Below are 18,640 nucleotides of genomic sequence, written 5' to 3' on the forward strand. Positions count from 1 at the left end.
AAATATTTGTTTAAAGGAAGATTTTACAGCTATAAAAAGCCAATTTGCGCCTAAAAAATGTTACTTTTTCAGTCCTCTCGAACCGTCCCTTTCGGTTACTTTTTGGCTTCTTTGCGCAGAGCCCGCCGTAAAAGCTTACCGATAGCGGTTTTGGGAAGTTCAGCCCTCAACTCAACGTATTTTGGAACTTTATACCTGGCTAGTTTTTCCTGATCGTGGCCTTTAGCCGCTACCTCTCCGAATTCGCCCGGAGGTAGTAGTTTTAATGTATCCGGCTCAACAATCATACGCAGGAATCGGAGAGAGGAAAAACTCACAGTCCTTAACGGATTACTGTGGGTAACCGGGGAAGACTAAAATTTTATCTTGCCCCCGATCACATGATTCCATTCATCTATTCGTAATACTTTTGTAATCAGAAGATGGTATAATTATAATGGTAAACCATAATTTACTTTGGTTGAAATTTAAAAATTACTAAAGTTGAGGGATGAATATTGAAATTTTACCTGGTAGAAGGGATTACCTTAAAAGGAAGTGATTTTGGCGATGGTCACCGGATGTTAACAGTAGTTACTAAAGACCTGGGAAAAATTAAAGTGGTAGCTTATGGAGCAAAGAAAGTAAAGAGCAAAAAACGAGGAGCTCTTTTAGAATTTACCCGTACAAATATTTATCTTCGTAAGAATAAGGAGTATTTTGTAGCGGAACAAGCTGAAGGATTAGAGTATTTCCCTAATCTTTACGGAACAAAAGCTTTATTAGATGCTGCTGCAGAAATAGCCTGGTTAACTGACCGCTTTTGGCCGTGGGAGCAGGAAAACTTTAAACTTTATAACTGGATTTTATATAGTTTTCGGTTTTTAAATAATGGAGTTTGGTCAAAATTAATCCTGAGAAATTTTGAATTAAAACTTTTGGCCTTTACTGGATTTAAACCTGTTACGACCCACTGTGCAATTTGCCGCAAACCTTATCGGGGAGAATGGTGGTATTTTGGAGCTGGAGAAGGAGGCGTTGTCTGTCCCGATTGCCGTCTTGAGACGGGGTTTTACTTTGAAGTGACTCCGGAAATTTTAAAAAATATAAACACTTTATTGCTTGCAGGGCCAGAAAAACTAGCCAATCTTTCTATTGAGGAACGGGTACTAGAACGAATTAAAGCCATTTTGGAGTATTTTCTGGGGTTCCAGTTGGGAGAAAAAATAAAGCTTTTATAGCTTGACTTTTTTTTAGAGCTCTGGTAAATTATTTCAAAACAAAATAACGTTACGGCAGTGAACCGGAGGAGTAGCTGCTAACTCCTTTAAAGAGAGCCGGGGGTCGGTGTGACCCGGTAAGGATAGGTAGTGAAGGCGCCGGGGAGCCCGCAGGAGGAAACCTTTAGAGGGAGTAAAGCCTGCAAAATTAAGGTGGGCCGTTATTGGCCAATCAGGGTGGAACCGCGGAAGGAAGCCCCTTTCGTCCCTGGCATTTTGCCGGGACAAAGGGGCTTTTAAGTTTTTGAGGTCTTGTTTAGTTTGATTTTTCCAACTTCTAACTTCTCACATCTAACATCTAACATCTAAAACGGAGGTGTTTTAATGCTTACTTTTCAAGAAATTATTTTAAAACTAAACGAGTACTGGGGCCGGCAGGGATGCATCATTGCCCAGCCCTATGATACCGAGAAAGGTGCCGGGACCATGAATCCCCACACCTTTTTGCGGGCTTTGGGACCGGAACCATGGCGGGTGGCGTATGTAGAACCGTCGAGAAGACCAACCGACGGTCGGTACGGAGAAAACCCCAACCGCTTGCAACATTATTACCAATATCAGGTGATTTTAAAGCCTAACCCCGATAATGTGGTGGAGCTTTATATGGATAGCTTAAGATACCTGGGAATTAACCTTGAAGAGCACGATTTTCGCCTGGTGGAAGATAACTGGGAGTCGCCAACTTTAGGTGCCTGGGGGCTGGGTTGGGAAGTCTGGTTAGATGGGATGGAAATTACCCAGTTTACTTATTTTCAGCAGTGCGGAGGCATTGATCTTCCGGTGGTTTCGGCGGAGATTACCTACGGCTTAGAGCGTATTGCCATGTACCTTCAGAAAAAAGAAAGCGTTTACGACATTATCTGGGTAGATGGGGTAACTTATGGCGACGTCCACCTGATGGGGGAAATTGAAAATTCCAAATATAATTTTGAACTGGCCGATGTGGATAAACTCTTTTCCTGGTTCAAAGATTTTGAGGCGGAGGCAAAACGTTTAATTGAAGCAGGAGTTGTTCTTCCGGCATATGACTTTGTTTTAAAATGCTCGCACACCTTTAACCTTTTAGATGCCCGGGGGGCGATTGCGGTAACCGAAAGAACTAGTTATATTGGAAGAATTAGAAACATGGCGCGCTTGATTGCTCAGAAGTATTTAGAGCAGAGGGAAAATCTTGGTTTTCCGCTTCTTAAAAAATAAGCAGGGGGGATTAAGATGGATTATTTACTGGAAATTGGGGTTGAAGAAATTCCTGCTCGTTTTATACCGGGTATAATTGAAGAGACCCAGAATAAAGGGGATGAGCTTTTTAAAGAAAATGGCATTATTTATGAATCTTTAATCACTGAGGCTACACCCCGGAGAATAGTTTTATGGGTTTCTGGAATTTTAGAAAAAACTGAAGAAAAAATTTTGGAAGTACGGGGGCCATCTTTGAAGGCAGCTTATGATAGCGAAGGTAACCCCACCAAAGCACTTCTTGGTTTTGCCAAAAGCCAGGGCATTGAGCCGCATGAGGTAGTTACTAAAGAAGTAAATGGGGTAGAGTATATTTTTGCCAGGAAAAAAACCGGCGGGGAAGAGGTTTCTAAACTTTTGCCGGAAATAGCACAAAAACTAATTAAAAGTTTATCGTTTCCCAAGCCTATGCGCTGGGGTGAGCAGGAGTTTAAATTTATTAGACCCATTCGCTGGGTTGTATCTCTATTAGAAGACAAGGTAATTTCCTTTGAAGTAGCAGGGATTAAAGCGGACCGCCTATCAAAAGGCCACCGGTTTTTAGGAAAGCAGGAAATTTACTTAGAAAAGGCTTCTGACTACTTCACGCTGATGCGGGAGAATTATGTTCTTGTGTCTTTAAAAGAAAGAGTAGAAGTAATTCGGAATGCTTTAGAGCGGATTGCCCGGGAAGAAGGAGTAACGGTGGAGCAGGACGAAGAACTTTTACTGGAAAATGCAAACTTAGTGGAATACCCCACTGTTGTTATTGGCGAAATTGACCCAGAATTTTTAGCACTGCCCAAGGAAGTAATTATTACACCAATGAAAGAACACCAGCGTTATTTCCCCCTATACCGGAAAGACGGTAGTTTATATCATAAATTTTTAGCTATTAGAAATGGTGGAGACGTAAATTTAAAAGAAATTGCCGAGGGCTATGCTAGAGTTTTAAAAGCTCGTCTGTACGATGCCCGGTTTTTCTACCGGGAAGATTTGAGAAAATCTTTAGAGAGTTACAATGAAAAACTTACCCGTATAGTATTTCAGGAAAAACTCGGGACGGTTTGGGATAAAGTTTTACGTTTAAAACAGCTGGTAACGGATCTCGGAAAAGAGCTTTTTGAAGCTATGGATACAATAAGTATCGCCCAAAGGGCGGCAGAGCTTTCTAAGGCTGACCTTGCTACCAACATGGTTTATGAATTTCCCGAACTTCAAGGAATTATGGGACGGGATTATGCCCTTAAATCCGGGGAAAAAAGAGAGGTTGCCGAGGCTATTTTTGAACACTACTTACCACGTTTTGCTGGCGATGAAGTGGCCAGGTCTAAGGCAGGTGTCTTATTATCCTGCGCTGAAAAATTAGATAACCTTACAGCCTTTTTTGCTTTAGACCAAATTCCTACTGGCTCTGCTGACCCCTACGGTTTACGCCGCCAGGCTTTAGGTCTACTGAGAACAATAATTGAAAATAAACTCCACTTATCGTTGTCTCATGGGATAAACTTGGCCTTCAACTTATTGCCAGAGACAGTGAAAAATAATAACGAGGTAAACGAGCTTTATGAAAAACTAAGAGAATTTATTTATCAGCGGTTAAAAGGTTTTCTTTTAGAGGAAGGGTATTCCTACGATACGGTAGATGCGGTATTAGTTTTAGAAAAAGATGATATTTACGACATTTATCTTAGGGTAAAAGCTTTAGAAAAGTTTAGAAACCACCCGGATTTCACTGCCCTTGCCACTACCTTTACCCGGGCTTACAACTTAGCGCGCAAGGGTAAAGGCACTGAGGTTAGGAGTGAGCTTTTAACTGAACCGGCAGAAAAAGAGCTTTATGAAAAATTCCGGGAAGTAGCTGGAAAAGCGTCCCAGGCTTTAATGGCTAAAGATTACCAAAAAGCTATGGCGGTCGCCGCATTACTTGCCAAACCTTTAGACCGGTTCTTCAATGAAGTACTGGTGATGGCCGAGGATGAAACGATTAGAGAAAATAGATTGGGAATTTTAGGAGCGATTGCAGGTCTTGTTTTAGAAATTGCCGATTTAAGCAAAATTGCTGGTTAATTTTTTGCAAAAAATTTCTTAATTAGGAGGTATTTTTGAGCTTAATATAGTATAATATATCCTGTAAGTTATTTAAATAATATAGCACATTTCTTTAAGGCAGGTGAATTATATCGAACTTACAAAACGCCAGGAAAAAATCCTTGAGATAGTGCGAAACCACGGTCCTATCACCGGGGAGGAAATTGCGCAAAAATTAAACTTGAGTAGAGCGGCTTTACGACCGGATTTGGCGATTTTAACGATGGCCGGTGTCTTAGGAGCAAGACCCCGGGTTGGTTACTACTATACCGGGAGAGAGCCCCGGGATGTAATTGCCGGGGTATTAGGAAATATTCGAGTGCAGGAAGTGCAATCCCGACCAATTGTTGTCCGGGAAAATGCTTCCGTATATGATGCTATCGTTACGATGTTTATAGAAGATGTGGGAACTATTTTTGTGGTTTCCGAAGGAGGCTTTTTAGAAGGTCTTGCTTCCAGAAAAGATATGCTCAAAGCTAGCATGGGAGGCAAGGATATAAATAAGCTTCCAGTGGGGGTTGTAATGACACGAATGCCGAATATTATCGTAACTTATCCCGATGAGTCCGTGCTAAGAGCTGCGGAAAAATTAATCCAGCATCAGGTTGATTCTCTGCCGGTAGTAGAACCGGTACAGCATGAAGGGAAAGAAAAATACCGGGTGGTAGGTCGTTTTACGAAAACTAATATTACAAGGCTTTTCGTCAGCCTGGCCGGAAAGTAAAAGGAGGTATTGGCAATTAACCTGAAATTAGAGCAGAGTCCTGTGGTTTATATTCTTTCTGATTCTATAGGAGAAACGGGGGAAGTGGTGGCAAAGGCGGCTGCCAGCCAGTTTGATTCGGGTCGGGTTGATATAAGACGGGTACCTTATTTAAGTTCGGTCCGGGAAGTAGAAGAGGCTTTGCAGGAGGCGGAAAGTTCCAAAGCTTTGGTAGTTTATACGCTGGTACGACCGGACTTAAAAGAGTACCTGGAAAAACGGGCCCATGAGTTCTCGATACCCCATGTGGATATAATGGGGCCAATGTTAGAAGGCTTAAAACAAATAACCAAGCAAAATCCGAAATATCAGCCAGGGCTTATTCGTAAAATGGATGAGGCGTACTTTAGTAAAGTCGAAGCTATTGAGTTTGCTGTAAAATATGACGACGGTAAAGAGCCCCGGGGGCTTTTACGGGCAGATCTGGTGGTAATCGGGGTTTCTAGAACCTCTAAAACCCCGCTCTGTATGTATTTAGCCCATAAGGGGATTAAAGCAGCTAATGTGCCTTTAGTTCCTGAAGCATCTCCACCGGAAGAACTGTTTAAAATACCGCCGCAAAAAGTGGTGGGGCTTACGATTAAGCCTTCTATTTTATTTGAAATAAGAAAAGAGCGCTTAAAAACTCTGGGGCTGTCCCAAACCGCCGATTATGCCAATATGGAGAGGATTTTGGCGGAACTGGATTATGCCCTGGGGATTATGAAAAAAATTGGCTGTGCCGTAATTGATGTTAGCAATAAAGCGGTGGAAGAAACCGCTGCCAGAGTTTTAGAAATTTATCGGAAAGGGGTAGGGTGATGGTGCCAAAGTTTGTCTATCTTTTTCATGAAGGTCGTGCTGACATGAAAGATTTACTGGGGGGCAAAGGAGCAAATCTTGCGGAGATGACCAATATTGGTCTTCCGGTACCTCCAGGGATGACTATTACGACGGAAGCTTGCCGGGAATATTATCGCTTAGGGGGGAGATTCCCGGAAGGCTTAATGGATGAGGTTAAAGAAAAGCTTACTTATCTTGAAGAAAAAACCGGGAAAAAATTCGGTGATCCTGCTAACCCCCTTTTAGTGTCGGTCAGGTCCGGAGCAAAATTTTCGATGCCCGGCATGATGGACACGATCTTAAATTTAGGGTTAAACGATGAAACGGTGGAGGGTTTGGCGAAAAACACCCAAAACCCGCGGTTTGCTTATGATGCGTACCGGCGGTTTATCCAAATGTTTGGGGATGTGGTTTTAGAGATTCCCAAACATGAGTTTGAACATATTTTAGACCGGCAAAAGGAAAAAGAAGGGGTAACCTTTGACCAGGAACTTTCCGCTGAAGCTTTAAAGGAAGTTATTGCCCGATATAAAGAATTGGTGGAAAGAAAAACTGGAAAGCCTTTCCCTTCAGATCCTATAGTCCAGCTAACCATGGCCATTGAAGCGGTTTTTAAATCCTGGAATAACGACCGGGCTATTGTCTACCGGAATTTAAATAAAATTCCCCACGACCTGGGTACTGCCGTAAACATCCAGTCAATGGTCTTTGGCAATATGGGCAATGACTCCGGTACCGGGGTGGCGTTTACCCGTAATCCTTCCACCGGGGAAAAGGTTTTATACGGTGAATATCTGACCAACGCTCAAGGAGAAGATGTGGTCGCCGGTATTCGTACTCCCAGTCCCATTGCTAAATTAAAAGAAGAAATGCCGGAAGTTTATGAACAGTTTGTCAATATTGCTAAACTCTTAGAAAGTCACTATAAAAACATGCAGGATATCGAATTTACCATTGAACGGGGTAAACTCTACATCCTGCAGACCCGAAACGGTAAGCGCACTGCCCAGGCCGCAGTAAAAATTGCCCACGACTTGGTGGAAGAAGGATTAATAACCAAAAAAGAAGCAATCTTACTGGTGGAACCGGGACAATTAGACCAGCTTCTCCACCGGCAGATTGACCCAAATGCCAAAGTCGAGGTTATCGCCAAAGGTCTTCCTGCCTCGCCGGGAGCCGCTTCCGGTATTGTGGTTTTTGATGCCGATGAAGCGGAGAAACTGGGCAAAGAAGGGAAAAAGGTATTGCTGGTCCGGACGGAAACCACTCCCGATGACATTCACGGCATTGTAGCTGCCCAGGGGGTCTTAACCAGCCGGGGCGGAATGACCAGCCATGCGGCGGTAGTGGCCCGAGGGATGGGTAAGCCGTGTGTTTGCGGTTGTGAAGCTATTAAGATTGATTATGAAAAAAAATTATTTACCGTAGGCAACCTTACCGTAAAAGAAGGGGATTTTGTTTCCATTGATGGTTCGACCGGTCGGGTGATTCTCGGAACGGTACCGATGAAAGATCCAGAGTTATCACCGGAATTTCTTAAACTTTTAGAATGGGCCGATGAGTTAAAGCGGCTGGAAGTCCGGGCCAATGCTGATACTCCGGAAGATGCCCAAAAAGCCCGGGAGTTTGGAGCCAAAGGCATTGGCCTTTGCCGGACGGAACATATGTTTATGGGGCAAGATAGGCTTCCTTATGTGCAAAAAATGATTTTAGCCGAAACCAAGGAGGAGCGGGAAGAAGCTCTCTCTCACCTCCTTCCCATGCAGGAAGGGGATTTCTACGGCATTTTAAAAGCTATGGAAGGCTATCCGGTATGTATCCGGCTCCTGGACCCGCCACTGCATGAATTTTTACCAAGCTTAGAAGAACTATTGGTGGAGACTACCGAGCTCAGGGTGCGGGGAGATAATCCAGAATTACTTGCCGAAAAAGAAGTTCTTTTAAAGAAAGTAAAATCTTTACACGAATTTAACCCGATGCTGGGACACCGGGGCTGCCGGTTGGGTATTACCTTCCCGGAAGTTTACGAAATGCAGATTCGGGCCATCTTTAACGCTGCTGCCCGCTTAACTAAAGAAGGGTATAAAGTCTATCCGGAAGTAGAGATTCCCTTAACCATTGACCTCAGCGAAATGAAGTTCTTTAAAGAAAAAATTGATGCCATTGCCCGGGAAGTAATGGAAAGAGAAGGGGTTACCTTCCACTACACCTCCGGCACCATGATTGAATTACCAAGGGCAGCGCTCCTGGCCGATGAACTGGCCGAAGTTGCCGAATTCTTTAGCTTTGGTACTAACGACTTAACCCAGACTACCCTTGGTTTTAGCCGGGACGACGCCGAAGGGAAGTTTTTAACCCACTACTTAGATATGAAGATTTTAAAGGAAAATCCCTTTATCGTCTTGGACCGCAAAGGTGTAGGTAAACTCATGAAGATAGCCGTCGAAGGTGGGCGGAAAACCCGTCCGGATTTACTGGTCGGTATCTGCGGTGAGCACGGTGGTGAACCCAGCTCCGTAGAATTCTGCCACCAAATTGGTCTTGACTTTGTAAGCTGTTCGCCTTACCGGGTACCGATTGCTCGTCTGGCAGCCGCTCAGGCGGCGGTAGCGGAAGGAGAAATTGTTGGAACTAAATAAGGAAATTTAAAAATAAAGGGGCTATCACAAGATTTTATCGGGTAGCCCCTTATTTAATGTTTTGAAACTTTTTTTCTAATCCTCTCTAATCTAATATCAAAGGATGATTTTCCGTATAAAGCCTCAGGGGTAGTTTTGAAAGCCAAGGCTAATTCTTCTAAAGCTTTTTCCGTGGTGGTTAAGCCAATTAATTTTATGGCGTAATCATCAGCTCTAAACTCTCTAAGCTCGTCATATTTTACCCAGAAAAATATTAATAAGAAAATAAGCACTAAACCGGCTGTATTTAAAAATTTCCCAATTGCCGTATATCCCGTAGCCTGGTAGTAACTACTTAAAGTAAACAGAATAAGTAATCCCCAGGGTATGAGTACCGGCGAAATAATCATCCCAATCATTTTAAATTTGCGATCTAGAAGATGACCGGCTTTATGGGCTATTAAATATTCCCGGTAGTTATCATTTTTTACGTATTCGGAATCGATAAAGATGCGGCCTTGGGGATCGGCAAGGCCAAGGATAACTCCTTTAGGAGTTAAAAAGGAGACCAGGGGGCTTACAAAAACAGGAAAACCATAAGCCTTTTTTAGTGGTTTGGAAAAAAAGCGAACGGTAATAAATGAATATTTGCTTGCAGTTCCTATATAGGGTAATATCATTTTGCCAATGATTAGCCCACTAAAATACTTAAAAGGTCTTTGATGACTTCTAAAGGTAAGTAAGGTAATAGTAACTTTTTAACATTAAGAAAAATAAGGGATACTAAAAGGGGTGTTGTAAATAAGGCAAAGACACCAATAAAAAGGACCAGTAGGGTGATTATGAATATTTTCTTATTTTGGCGTTCGGCGTCTTCGAGGATTAAAGTTGAACTATCAGCGGTTTTGGAAACTTGTTTTAAACCCGGTAAATAAGCGATATTTCTGATAACTTTTTTTGATCTTGCTCCGTTAAATAAAGTCAACAGACATTGCCAAGTGGTAAAAGGGTATTTATCAATTAAAACCTTTACAGAATAGATTTTAGTTGCCTTTATTTTGGAAACTCCCATCCCAACCAGGTTTACTGCTAAACCGCCCAAAATAGTAACTAAGCTTTTAGCCCAAAGACCCTGGACATAGCCATCGGTAGCTTCAGCTAAACTACCGGCTAAAGCAAAAGACAACCAAAAAGTAAAAAGCGCAGCACTTATTAGCCAGGTCGCAATTTCCGCATATAAGATCAAAACTTTTCACCCTTTCACAAGTGTCGGTAAAAGTTTAAGAATACGGAAGGGGGAAAAAGCTGAAAATTTTTTAAAATTAGTATAAATCATTACTTCGTTTACATTTTAATTTAATGGTACATTTTTTTGTCAAGAAGAATTTGTTTTTTTTGCCGTAGAAAATTCCGCAGTTTTGCAAAATTTTTCCCCGGGCACCGATGAGGTGTTTTTCTTTGCCAGTTTTGACTGCAAGAGATGTTTTAAGCAAGTATCTATGTTGCCCTGATGCCACCTTGACAGCTTGCTTTCATAGTGTTATATAATTATATAACAGTATAAAACAATGATGGAGGTTTGGAAAATGTTAAAAATGAACCTTGGGAGTTTGGTCATGATGTTTTTAATCTTAACTGGGATAATTGGTCTGTTGCTAGTTTTAAAAACCAATTTATCTTTGGGTTTTAAGACAGCTTCAGTGCATACGACGAAACCTGTTTTAAAGATTATTTCGGCAATTTTGTTAGGGTTAATGGCGTGGGTTGTACCGTATCTGCCAATTAAACTTCTGCTGGTGCTTTTAGCAATCCTTTTAATTGGCCTTGGGCTTCCAAGAAGCAGGATATCTTTCATAATTTTAAGCTCAATTGTAGTAGTTTTTAGCTTTTTTACAAATCCGAATTTTATTGGGCAAGCGGCCATCTGGCCTGTATGGCTTAGCGATTTTGGTAGCTGGAAAAGTTATACAAATAGCTTTGATAGTGCCCAGATGAAAAACTTTGACATTGAAAAGTATTTATCCAAGGCCCGGGTTAACCCTGACAAAAGAGTGCCCTTGACGGCCAAGACCGTAGAGATTGATACTGACTGCGGTGTGGAAATTTCTCTGGTGGAGGGGGATGAGATCGAATACTCGGCAGAGCTTAAGTTAAGCCAGAAAGGTGATAAAACGGTGGTTACCGGCGGGCAAAAAGGGGATGTAACCTATGTAATCCGTTTAGGAAAAGATAATTTGAAAAACTTAAAAATCTCTGCCGCCGGGGTAAAGTTAAAAGGGGAAGGGAACTTTGAAGAGGTTTTTATTGACTGCGCCGGGGCGTATCTTTCTTCGGACCTTAACGTAAAGAACTTAAACATCAATGCGGCGGGGCTTATGCTGAATGGTAATTTCGCAGGGGATAACCTTGAGGTTGATGGGATGGGAATGGAGCTAAGGGGAACGTATCGGTTTAACTATATGAAAATAGATGGTATGGGGGCAGAGGTAAACATGAAGGTAGCTTTGAAAGAGCTCACGGTGGATTCCCTGGCCATCAACGGCCGGATTGAGATAACTGCAAAACCAAACGATGAAGCTAAAATTAAACTTAATTCCCTGGCGGGTAATATTACTTTAAAAAATTTAGACGGAGTGGTTCTCGAGCATTCTGGTTTTACAAAAATTAACAGAGAGTGATGGTGAAGATGTTAAGAAAGGTTGATAAACACAGCGGTATCCCGGCATATATCCAAATTGGCAACATGATCAAAGCAGAGATAATTCTGGGCAATCTCCCCCAGGGGGCCCAGCTCCCACCGGTGAGGGATTTGCAATATATCTTTGATGTAAACATCAATACCGTGCTAAAAGCCTTAGACAAACTTAAAAACGAAGGCTTTATCGAGGCCGAACAGGGAGTGGGGTATTTTGTCAAAAAGGATATCAGCGTTGATGATGAAATTATTAAGACTATAAAGGATTGCATCCAAAAAATAAAAGTTTTAGGAATCGATTTTTATACCACCATGTTAATCTTTGAGGAGGTATGGAAAAATGAAAGCTCCCCTGATGCCTGAATTTATCAATAAAATGGAAAATTTTATCAAAATACAACTTAAAGAAAAGATGGGAAGGCTATTTATCTTTCTGGTTTTGCTGTTTGCGCCCGGTTTTTCCGTAAAAGCTATCGCTATATTTTTCATAAGTGCCTCAATGCTGCCGGCGGATATCAAAAACCGGCGCGACGAAGCTTTTTATTTTCTACCCTTTTCCCGCAAAGAGCTCTACCTCTATAACTTGGGATTTTTACTGTTGCTGGTTTTAGCCTCCTCGATTATAACCCAGGCCCTTTGGCCAACAACCATTGCCGAAAAAGGAATGTTCAGCATAAAAAGCATTAACTTTACTTTGGCCATGTTCGGGGTGGTCATGCTTTGCGTTTCCCAGGGCTTAGATAATATCGGTTGGCCGTTTATTATCGTCTTGCTGGATGCCCTCTTAGGAAGTATTGGTAGGGCGTCAATTAACCCTTATAGCTGGATTAGCTTTACCAATCAGGGGAATATCCTCTTTGCTTTCGTATTTGCGGCAATAATTTGCTTTGCTGGCTACTGGATATATCTTAAAAATGGTGGTGAGCTCTAAATGGTTTTAGAAGTAAAAAACTTAAGCAAGCAGATTAGAGGCAAGCAGATTTTAAGCGATATTTCCTTTAGCTTGGGAAAAGGTGAGGTTTTAGCGTTAATTGGACCAAACGGCGCGGGCAAGACAACAACCATAAAATGCATTATCAATGCCATTAAAAAAGATGAAGGCGAAGTTATTTTATTCGGAAAGCCTTTTGCCAATGAAGTAAAGACCAGAATAGCTGTTGTCCCTGAAGACCGCAAGGTTTTTCGCAATTTTACCGCGGCGGATTACCGAAGTCTTTGGCAAAGCCTTTATCCTGCCTGGAATGATCAGTTTTTTAAAGATTTTGTAGTAAAATATAACTTTAATTTAAACCAGAAGGTTGAAAGCTATTCTATAGGGCAAAGAACCCTGTTCCTGCTTGGTCTTGCTCTATCCAGTGGAACTGACCTTCTCTTGCTGGATGAGCTAACCCAGCATTTGGACCCTACTATTAGAAATGAGGTTATTCATCTCATCAACCAATATGCCCGGCTTGGCAATTCCCTTTTGGTGTCGTCCCATGAGATCTTTGAATTAGAAGAATATGCTACTGCCTTTGCCATTATCAAGAACGGAAAGGTTTTGTACACCGATTCCATTGACGATGCCAAGCAAAAGCACAGGATAATCAGGCGGGGTGAGAGCTTTAAAGAGGGTGAAGTCATAGGGATGATTCACGACGACATCCTTTTAAAAACCTCCGATGATATAGGTATGTATCCCAAGTTGAATCAGATTGTAGTGGGATATTTGCAGGGAAAGAGTGCAGATTTGATTTTGGCAGAAGATTTAAAAGAAAATTAAAATTTCCGGTGCAATCTATTGATCCTGTGCTAACGAAAAGGAAATGACCCACCCTCTGGCGAAATATCCGGCTGTTAATACACGCAAAGGATCGGTGGGGAATAAATGCTATGGAGTTATTATCATGTTTCACGAGTTAAGAGCAAAGGGCAAGAGCATTCGTGTAATTGTTCGTGAAGCAGTTTTGGACCTGACTAACCTTATTATTACTAATATTGGAAATAAAATAATGAATTTTAAAAAAATACCATTCCGAGCATAATAAAACCGCTTTCAAATAATACTTTTAGCGATCCAGAAAAAAATTTAGCTTGGCTTAGGATGGTAAGAGATATTGATACTAAGATAATAATTATAGGCAAAAAAATTTTCTTAATTGAAATTACTTGGGTTTTTCTATTTAACAAAGCTTGAAATTTCATGTTGCTCTATTATCCCTCCAATTAATATTAGTAAAACGCCGAGGAAAAATAATATAATTTGGTATCTTGGCCACTTTTTATATATTAAATAATTTAACCCCATATAAATTAAAGAAATCACGACAGTGGTCACACCAATTGATTCGGGTATCACAAAAAAGCTTTTGTTGATAGAATTTATTTTAATTATTGAGACCCATAGGGACCACCAGCTCAATAAATAAGGAAAAGTAAAAAGTCCGCCACTTATAAGCCCTAAAAATCCAACTTTCAATGATAAAAGAAGATTAGGAATCGTGACAGTTAACCATATATTCTCTGTATCTGGTTTTTTTATAAGACCTATATTAATTAATGCATCCCAAAGTCCAGTAACCGAAATTTTGTGGGAAGAAGTTCTTAAACCACTTATTATACCAATCATACTTGATACTGCAACAATCAACAAAGGAACTATATCTATAAATTTTATAAATTTCTTCTTTATATTCCTCCCCATCTTTTCTTTATCCTTTCTAATTGTTGTTTTATTGCTTCTAATTTATATCTATCCTTATGTTTATCTGGTAACATAATATCTCCATATGCCAATTCCTGTAGAGCACTAATTACTGATTCAGTACCTAATTTCCGGATAGCAAAGTCATCTGCATTATCTTGACATACTGGGCACTTTTTATGAAAATTATTATGAAAATTAAAAATATCAAACTTCCTATCAATCCCGCTAATATAAGTATTAACCAGAAATTGTAATGTAACTTACCTATAAAAACAAAATAACTTATAATAATCGCTATAATGTACACCAACCAGGGAAATACCAAAGAAAAAAGTTTTCTTTTTATTTTGCAATAAAGGTCTGAAATATGTCCCTCTTCGTGGGCAATAACATACTGAAGTATCTTTTGATTATTAGAAATAAAGGGATTAATAATGATTTTTCCATTAAGATACATGCCAAGAGGAAAATTTGGCAAAAAAGGCATCATTGGACTTTCATAAACATTAGCATCATTGACTTCAATTCGTTTGCTAAACATAACAGCAGTAGAATTTTGATACTCAGTATTATTTAATGTATAAGGATTAAAATAATGGAATAACACAGTAAAACTTGAAGTAAATATAATAAACCGAGCAAAATCTTTGGAAAAACCCATTGCCAATAAAATACTACCAATTAAGTCATGTATTTTAATAATACCAACTGGTGCAATAATTAATAATACAATACCTCCTATAATAACAATTATTGTTTTAAAATACTCTACTTTTTTTATTGGCTGTGCGTCTTCGATAAGCAAATAATTCCCCTTTGATGATAAATAAACCTTTTTCAACCCGGACAGGACAGCAATATTTCTTTCAACTTCTCGGATTTTTGAACCCTGCAGAAGAAATTTTAGCGTATCCAGTGTATTTAAAGAAAAATACTGGTCTTCTTCAGTATCATTTGGAATCTTTTTGCCTGAAATAATTTTGGGTTTACCCGATACCATTGATACAATTATATTTAACAAAAGTGCCGAGACAACAACTATAAGAGTTCCCCGCACAAAACCTTGCTCACTTGTCTTCAATGCTGCAAAAATTTCTCCCGCTGAAAGCCACCATGAAATAAGGGCGGCGCGCACTATCCACGCCGCCAATTCCGCCCAAAGAATCATTTATTTCCCTCCACCTTGCTGGATACAACATTAATATCGATTTGCTCATTATGCTACATTACCAGACCAGCTATCACAGCAATCCCAATGGCAGACAATTCTGGCGCGGCAGCTATAAGATATACAACCGACCAGAATCCATAAGTTTGATACGTCCTTACTAAAATTGACCAATTCTTTACTATATACTCACCTACTTGTTCAGCTGCTTTTCCTAATCCTGCACTGCCAGCAGTTGCAATAATAACATTAAGACTTGGTTTTTGGCCAAGCCAAAGATAGTATGCTAATGCATAAGGCTGCTGTTGATCAATTTCTGTCGTTAAAAACGGTTTGTTAAATACGATATCTGAAAGTGGATTAATTCTACTTTTTACATGAAACACTTCAGAAGTCTGTTCATCTTTTATTGTTAAGTTATATTCCCCGTTTGGCAATGGAGTTACTTTTATTATTACAGAAAGAATATTACCCTTTGAATCTTTAAAGTTAATTATTCCATCATATTCAGTTTTTCTTGTCACGAACAGCATATTACTTCCATCTTTAGTAATCTTCAACGTTTTTCCATTATTAGAATATGACACTGCAATATTACCTTTGCCTTTCCCATCTATCGTTTCTGCTTTCACTACAGAAACAAGACCACCTGATAACACTGAAACAGTTAGTATCAGTGCTATAATTTGCTTTAAAAAGTTACTTTTTCTTAACATTTTAAAACCATCCTTATCTTCTATTTTCAGGAATGCATTCCCTTTTATTACTATACTGCACATTTTTTTTTGTCAAGACAATTTCTAAAATTTTTTGAAAATAAACCGGAGAAGCGTTCACAGTATTTTCAAGCTAAAACAGGCATTGAAAAAGGTGAGTTGCTGGAGTCACATTAAAAAGGCCAATTTTTCAGGATGCAATTATATACGAAATTGCCGAAATTGAATTAGAAAATTTATCTAAAAGGTAGCTTTCCTGCGGCTCAGCGCAGGAGTTTTCTTTTTTCGAGAAAAAATTGACAAAAGAAGTATATTGTAATACAATATAGATAGATGTAGCTTGTTATACAAGGGAGCGATAATATGTGAATGATAAAACCCAGCTATTAAAAGGTATCTTGGAAGGGTGCATCCTTAAAATTATCCACGACGAAACCACTTACGGTTATGAAATTTCCGAAAAGCTTAAAGCTTACGGTTTTATAGAAATATGCGAAGGTACAATTTATCCGTTGTTACTTCGTTTAGAAAAAAATGGCTTACTGGTCTCGACCAAAATCAACTCTCCGGTGGGACCTAAGCGCAAATATTATAGTTTATCCGAAGAGGGTAAAAAGGAACTTGACGAGTTTTATCAGAACTGGCAGGAAATTAGTAAAAGTGTAAATAAACTTTTTGCAAATTATAAAGGGAGTGAGCAGTAAAATGGAAGATAAATTAAAAAAAATGATCAAAAATAATTATAATCTTAGCAAAAAATTACTACCAGAATATGACCGGGTTTATACCGATATCGTCTGCTACTTACGGGCAAGTTCCTTTGACGATTTAAAAGTGGAAGAGTGTATTGAAGACATTTTAGGAATGTTAATGGAGGCGCAAGAAAGGGGCATTGCTGCTAAAGATGTAATAGGTCCTGACTATAAGGCCTTTTGCGATTCCATTATTGAGTCCTCCAAACTTAAAAGATGGAGTTTACAAAAACTTTTTTTCCTTTTAGAAATCTTAATCTCTACTGCCGGATTAATGTATGGACTTGATTTGCTTTTTTGGGTGATACCGGAAAGTTTAAAAACAAGAACCTTACCCCTTGCCTATACTTTAAAATTAAGCTTTCTAATAAACACTTTAATTATTGCTTTTGCCAGTATTTTTTTCGTCCAGTATATTGGAAAAATTAGCTTTGATGAGGCAGATTCTAAAGGTAAAAAGGTATTTTTCTTGTATTTATTAGTCGTAGCAAGTACGGTATTTTTCTCAATTTTTCTTAGAAAATATGTTTTGCTAACATTACCAATATATTTAATTCCACTGCTCTTGGGAATATTGTATGCAATTATTAAACTGATGAAAAGAAAATTAATAGCTAATCAGCTTGCTTAGTTATGGTTGGGAAAAGGCACCAATGAGTCTTTTGGCAGCAAAAAAATTGCTACAAAAGGCCGAAATATATTATGAAATGGAGGTAAAAGGTATGGGACGCAGGGGATGGGCGTGGACGATTATCGGTGTACTGGTGGTTTTGGCGATCATAGGGATCGTTTTTCGGCATGAGCAATGGAATGAAGGGTTTGCTACTGAGGATTTTCGCCGGTGGAACGAAGAAGTGATCGAAGGAAAAGGGGAGGCAAAGATTGTCCAATTGTTCGTGGAAGGGGTGATTGCACAAAAGGCAGGCTGGAACAACAGTTTCAGCGCGGAAGATTTCCTGTCTCAGCTGAACCAAGCAATGCGGGATAAGCAAGTGAAAGCGGTGGTGATCCGCGTCGACAGTCCCGGCGGTGATGTGGTCACTTCCGATGAGATCTATCGCAAAATCGAAGAGGTTAAACAAAGCGGAAAGCCGGTGGTCGTTAGCATGGGCACCACGGCGGCTTCGGGAGGTTATTATATATCTGCTGGCGCTGACCGCATCTTTGCCAACCCTTCAACGTTAACCGGAAGCTTGGGCGTTATTTTTAAAATTCCGAATTATGCCGGTGCGGCGGAATGGATCGGCTACAAGGAGTACGTCATTAAAAGCGGCAAGTTTAAGGATATCGGCAATCCATTGCGTGGCCTGACCGATGAAGAAAAGAAAATCTTCGAAGAACTCGTTGACGAAAGTTATCAGCGCTTTGTCGACATTATCGTCAGGGGGCGCCATCTGCCGCGGGAGCAGGTTTTGAAGATTGCCGACGGGCGCATCTATTCAGGCCTTCAGGCGAAGGCGCTGGGCTTGATTGATGAATTTGGCTCCCTTGAGGATGCGACGGAATATGCCATGCGCAAGACCGGGTTAAAGGAAGCAAAAATCGTCCGTTATACACCAAAATTCGCCTTGGCAACGTTCTTTAACGGTTTATTGCAACAGAAAGTAGCTCCCGGGCAAATCATGCAAGAGCTTATTCCCGAGCTGACCCAGCCACGCCTGATGTATTTGTTTAGACCGTAGGAAGGTTGGAAGTGAAGCAGAGGAGTAAGAAATTTCACCTAAAAAGGAGGATGAGGCAGATGGACGAAGAGAGGAAGGAAAGGACGGTGCGAGAGGACTGAAAAAGTAACATTTTTTAGGCGCAAATTGGCTTTTTATAGCTGTAAAATCTTCCTTTAAACAAATATTTATGT

At 40.2% G+C, this 18,640-nt stretch carries 19 protein-coding genes and 1 other annotated feature; of the genes, 13 read left to right on the top strand and 6 right to left on the bottom strand.

The genetic code is table 11. The annotated features are described in order from the left end of the window. Positions 1–95: 95 nt before the first annotated feature. Positions 96–287: a hypothetical protein gene (locus cpu_RS13665; protein ID WP_075859612.1), complete on the bottom strand. Its 192-nt coding sequence runs from the start codon at positions 285–287 to the stop codon at positions 96–98. Between the two features lie 210 nt (positions 288–497). Here cpu_RS13665 and recO point away from each other — a divergent pair, with 210 nt between their 5' ends. The 6 genes from recO (at position 498) to ppdK (ending at position 8,789) form a co-directional block, all read left to right on the top strand. Beyond that, on the top strand, positions 498–1,220 hold the full coding sequence (recO, locus tag cpu_RS08630; protein WP_075859613.1) for a DNA repair protein RecO: 723 nt from the start codon (positions 498–500) through the stop codon (positions 1,218–1,220). Positions 1,221–1,268: 48 nt separating this feature from the next. Then, positions 1,269–1,472, top strand: a binding site (T-box leader). 111 nt (positions 1,473–1,583) lie between these two features. Further along, entirely contained in the window at positions 1,584–2,456 is an 873-nt protein-coding gene (gene glyQ / locus cpu_RS08635) for a glycine--tRNA ligase subunit alpha (RefSeq protein WP_075859614.1), read from the top strand. Positions 2,457–2,471: 15 nt separating this feature from the next. Beyond that, positions 2,472–4,544 (top strand): glycine--tRNA ligase subunit beta, encoded by a 2,073-nt coding sequence (glyS, locus tag cpu_RS08640; protein WP_075859615.1) that lies wholly within the window; start codon positions 2,472–2,474, stop codon positions 4,542–4,544. 103 nt (positions 4,545–4,647) lie between these two features. Then, entirely contained in the window at positions 4,648–5,289 is a 642-nt protein-coding gene (gene ccpN, locus cpu_RS08645) for a transcriptional regulator CcpN (protein ID WP_200800668.1), read from the top strand. A 9-nt stretch (positions 5,290–5,298) separates the two neighbouring features. Next, positions 5,299–6,129 (top strand): pyruvate, water dikinase regulatory protein, encoded by an 831-nt coding sequence (locus cpu_RS08650; protein WP_075859616.1) that lies wholly within the window; start codon positions 5,299–5,301, stop codon positions 6,127–6,129. After that, the gene (gene ppdK, locus cpu_RS08655) at positions 6,129–8,789 is read left to right on the top strand and encodes a pyruvate, phosphate dikinase (RefSeq protein WP_075859617.1); all 2,661 of its coding nucleotides are present in this window, start codon (positions 6,129–6,131) and stop codon (positions 8,787–8,789) included. The genes cpu_RS08650 and ppdK overlap by 1 nt, the downstream gene beginning before the upstream one ends. A gap of 53 nt (positions 8,790–8,842) precedes the next feature. On the opposite strand, the gene cpu_RS08660 is transcribed toward ppdK, so the two are convergent. Together cpu_RS08660 and cpu_RS08665 are read right to left on the bottom strand one after the other, a co-directional pair. Next, positions 8,843–9,448 (bottom strand): M48 family metalloprotease, encoded by a 606-nt coding sequence (locus tag cpu_RS08660; protein ID WP_075859618.1) that lies wholly within the window; start codon positions 9,446–9,448, stop codon positions 8,843–8,845. Between the two features lie 11 nt (positions 9,449–9,459). Beyond that, positions 9,460–10,014, bottom strand: coding sequence for a hypothetical protein (locus tag cpu_RS08665; protein ID WP_075859619.1), 555 nt, complete (start codon positions 10,012–10,014; stop codon positions 9,460–9,462). Positions 10,015–10,354: 340 nt separating this feature from the next. On the opposite strand from cpu_RS08665, the gene cpu_RS08670 reads away from it, so the two are divergent. Genes cpu_RS08670 through cpu_RS08685 form a run of 4 tightly spaced genes read left to right on the top strand, consistent with a single transcriptional unit; the run spans position 10,355 to position 13,225 of the window. Next, positions 10,355–11,446, top strand: a complete 1,092-nt coding sequence (locus cpu_RS08670) for a hypothetical protein (RefSeq protein WP_075859620.1) — start codon at positions 10,355–10,357, stop codon at positions 11,444–11,446. Positions 11,447–11,454: 8 nt separating this feature from the next. Then, complete coding sequence (locus cpu_RS08675) at positions 11,455–11,826, top strand: GntR family transcriptional regulator (RefSeq protein WP_075859621.1); 372 nt, start codon at positions 11,455–11,457, stop codon at positions 11,824–11,826. Beyond that, positions 11,804–12,394 carry a hypothetical protein gene (locus cpu_RS08680; protein ID WP_077177265.1) on the top strand — a complete coding sequence of 197 codons (591 nt, stop codon included), beginning with the start codon at positions 11,804–11,806 and terminating at the stop codon, positions 12,392–12,394. Before cpu_RS08675 ends, cpu_RS08680 begins: the two co-directional genes overlap by 23 nt. Then, a complete protein-coding gene (locus tag cpu_RS08685; protein WP_075859622.1) occupies positions 12,395–13,225 on the top strand; it encodes an ATP-binding cassette domain-containing protein in 831 nt (276 codons plus the stop codon). Positions 13,226–13,621: 396 nt separating this feature from the next. On the opposite strand, the gene cpu_RS08695 is transcribed toward cpu_RS08685, so the two are convergent. From cpu_RS08695 to cpu_RS08705, 3 genes are all read right to left on the bottom strand, one after another. Then, the gene (locus cpu_RS08695) at positions 13,622–14,146 is read right to left on the bottom strand and encodes a hypothetical protein (protein ID WP_075859624.1); all 525 of its coding nucleotides are present in this window, start codon (positions 14,144–14,146) and stop codon (positions 13,622–13,624) included. Positions 14,147–14,270: 124 nt separating this feature from the next. After that, positions 14,271–15,317: a hypothetical protein gene (locus tag cpu_RS08700; RefSeq protein ID WP_075859625.1), complete on the bottom strand. Its 1,047-nt coding sequence runs from the start codon at positions 15,315–15,317 to the stop codon at positions 14,271–14,273. 53 nt (positions 15,318–15,370) lie between these two features. Further along, positions 15,371–16,033 (bottom strand): hypothetical protein, encoded by a 663-nt coding sequence (locus tag cpu_RS08705; protein WP_075859626.1) that lies wholly within the window; start codon positions 16,031–16,033, stop codon positions 15,371–15,373. Positions 16,034–16,398: 365 nt separating this feature from the next. Between cpu_RS08705 and cpu_RS08710 the strand changes: the two genes are divergently transcribed. The 3 genes from cpu_RS08710 to sppA all read left to right on the top strand — a co-directional run bounded on the left by cpu_RS08710 (position 16,399) and on the right by sppA (position 18,467). After that, positions 16,399–16,737: a PadR family transcriptional regulator gene (locus cpu_RS08710; protein WP_075859627.1), complete on the top strand. Its 339-nt coding sequence runs from the start codon at positions 16,399–16,401 to the stop codon at positions 16,735–16,737. Between the two features lies 1 nt (position 16,738). Further along, positions 16,739–17,416, top strand: a complete 678-nt coding sequence (locus cpu_RS08715) for a DUF1048 domain-containing protein (RefSeq protein ID WP_075859628.1) — start codon at positions 16,739–16,741, stop codon at positions 17,414–17,416. A gap of 91 nt (positions 17,417–17,507) precedes the next feature. Continuing rightward, the gene (gene sppA, locus cpu_RS08720; protein WP_075859631.1) at positions 17,508–18,467 is read left to right on the top strand and encodes a signal peptide peptidase SppA; all 960 of its coding nucleotides are present in this window, start codon (positions 17,508–17,510) and stop codon (positions 18,465–18,467) included. Positions 18,468–18,640: the final 173 nt, after the last annotated feature.

This window comes from Carboxydothermus pertinax, from assembly GCF_001950255.1.
GTDB lineage: Bacteria > Bacillota > Z-2901 > Carboxydothermales > Carboxydothermaceae > Carboxydothermus > Carboxydothermus pertinax.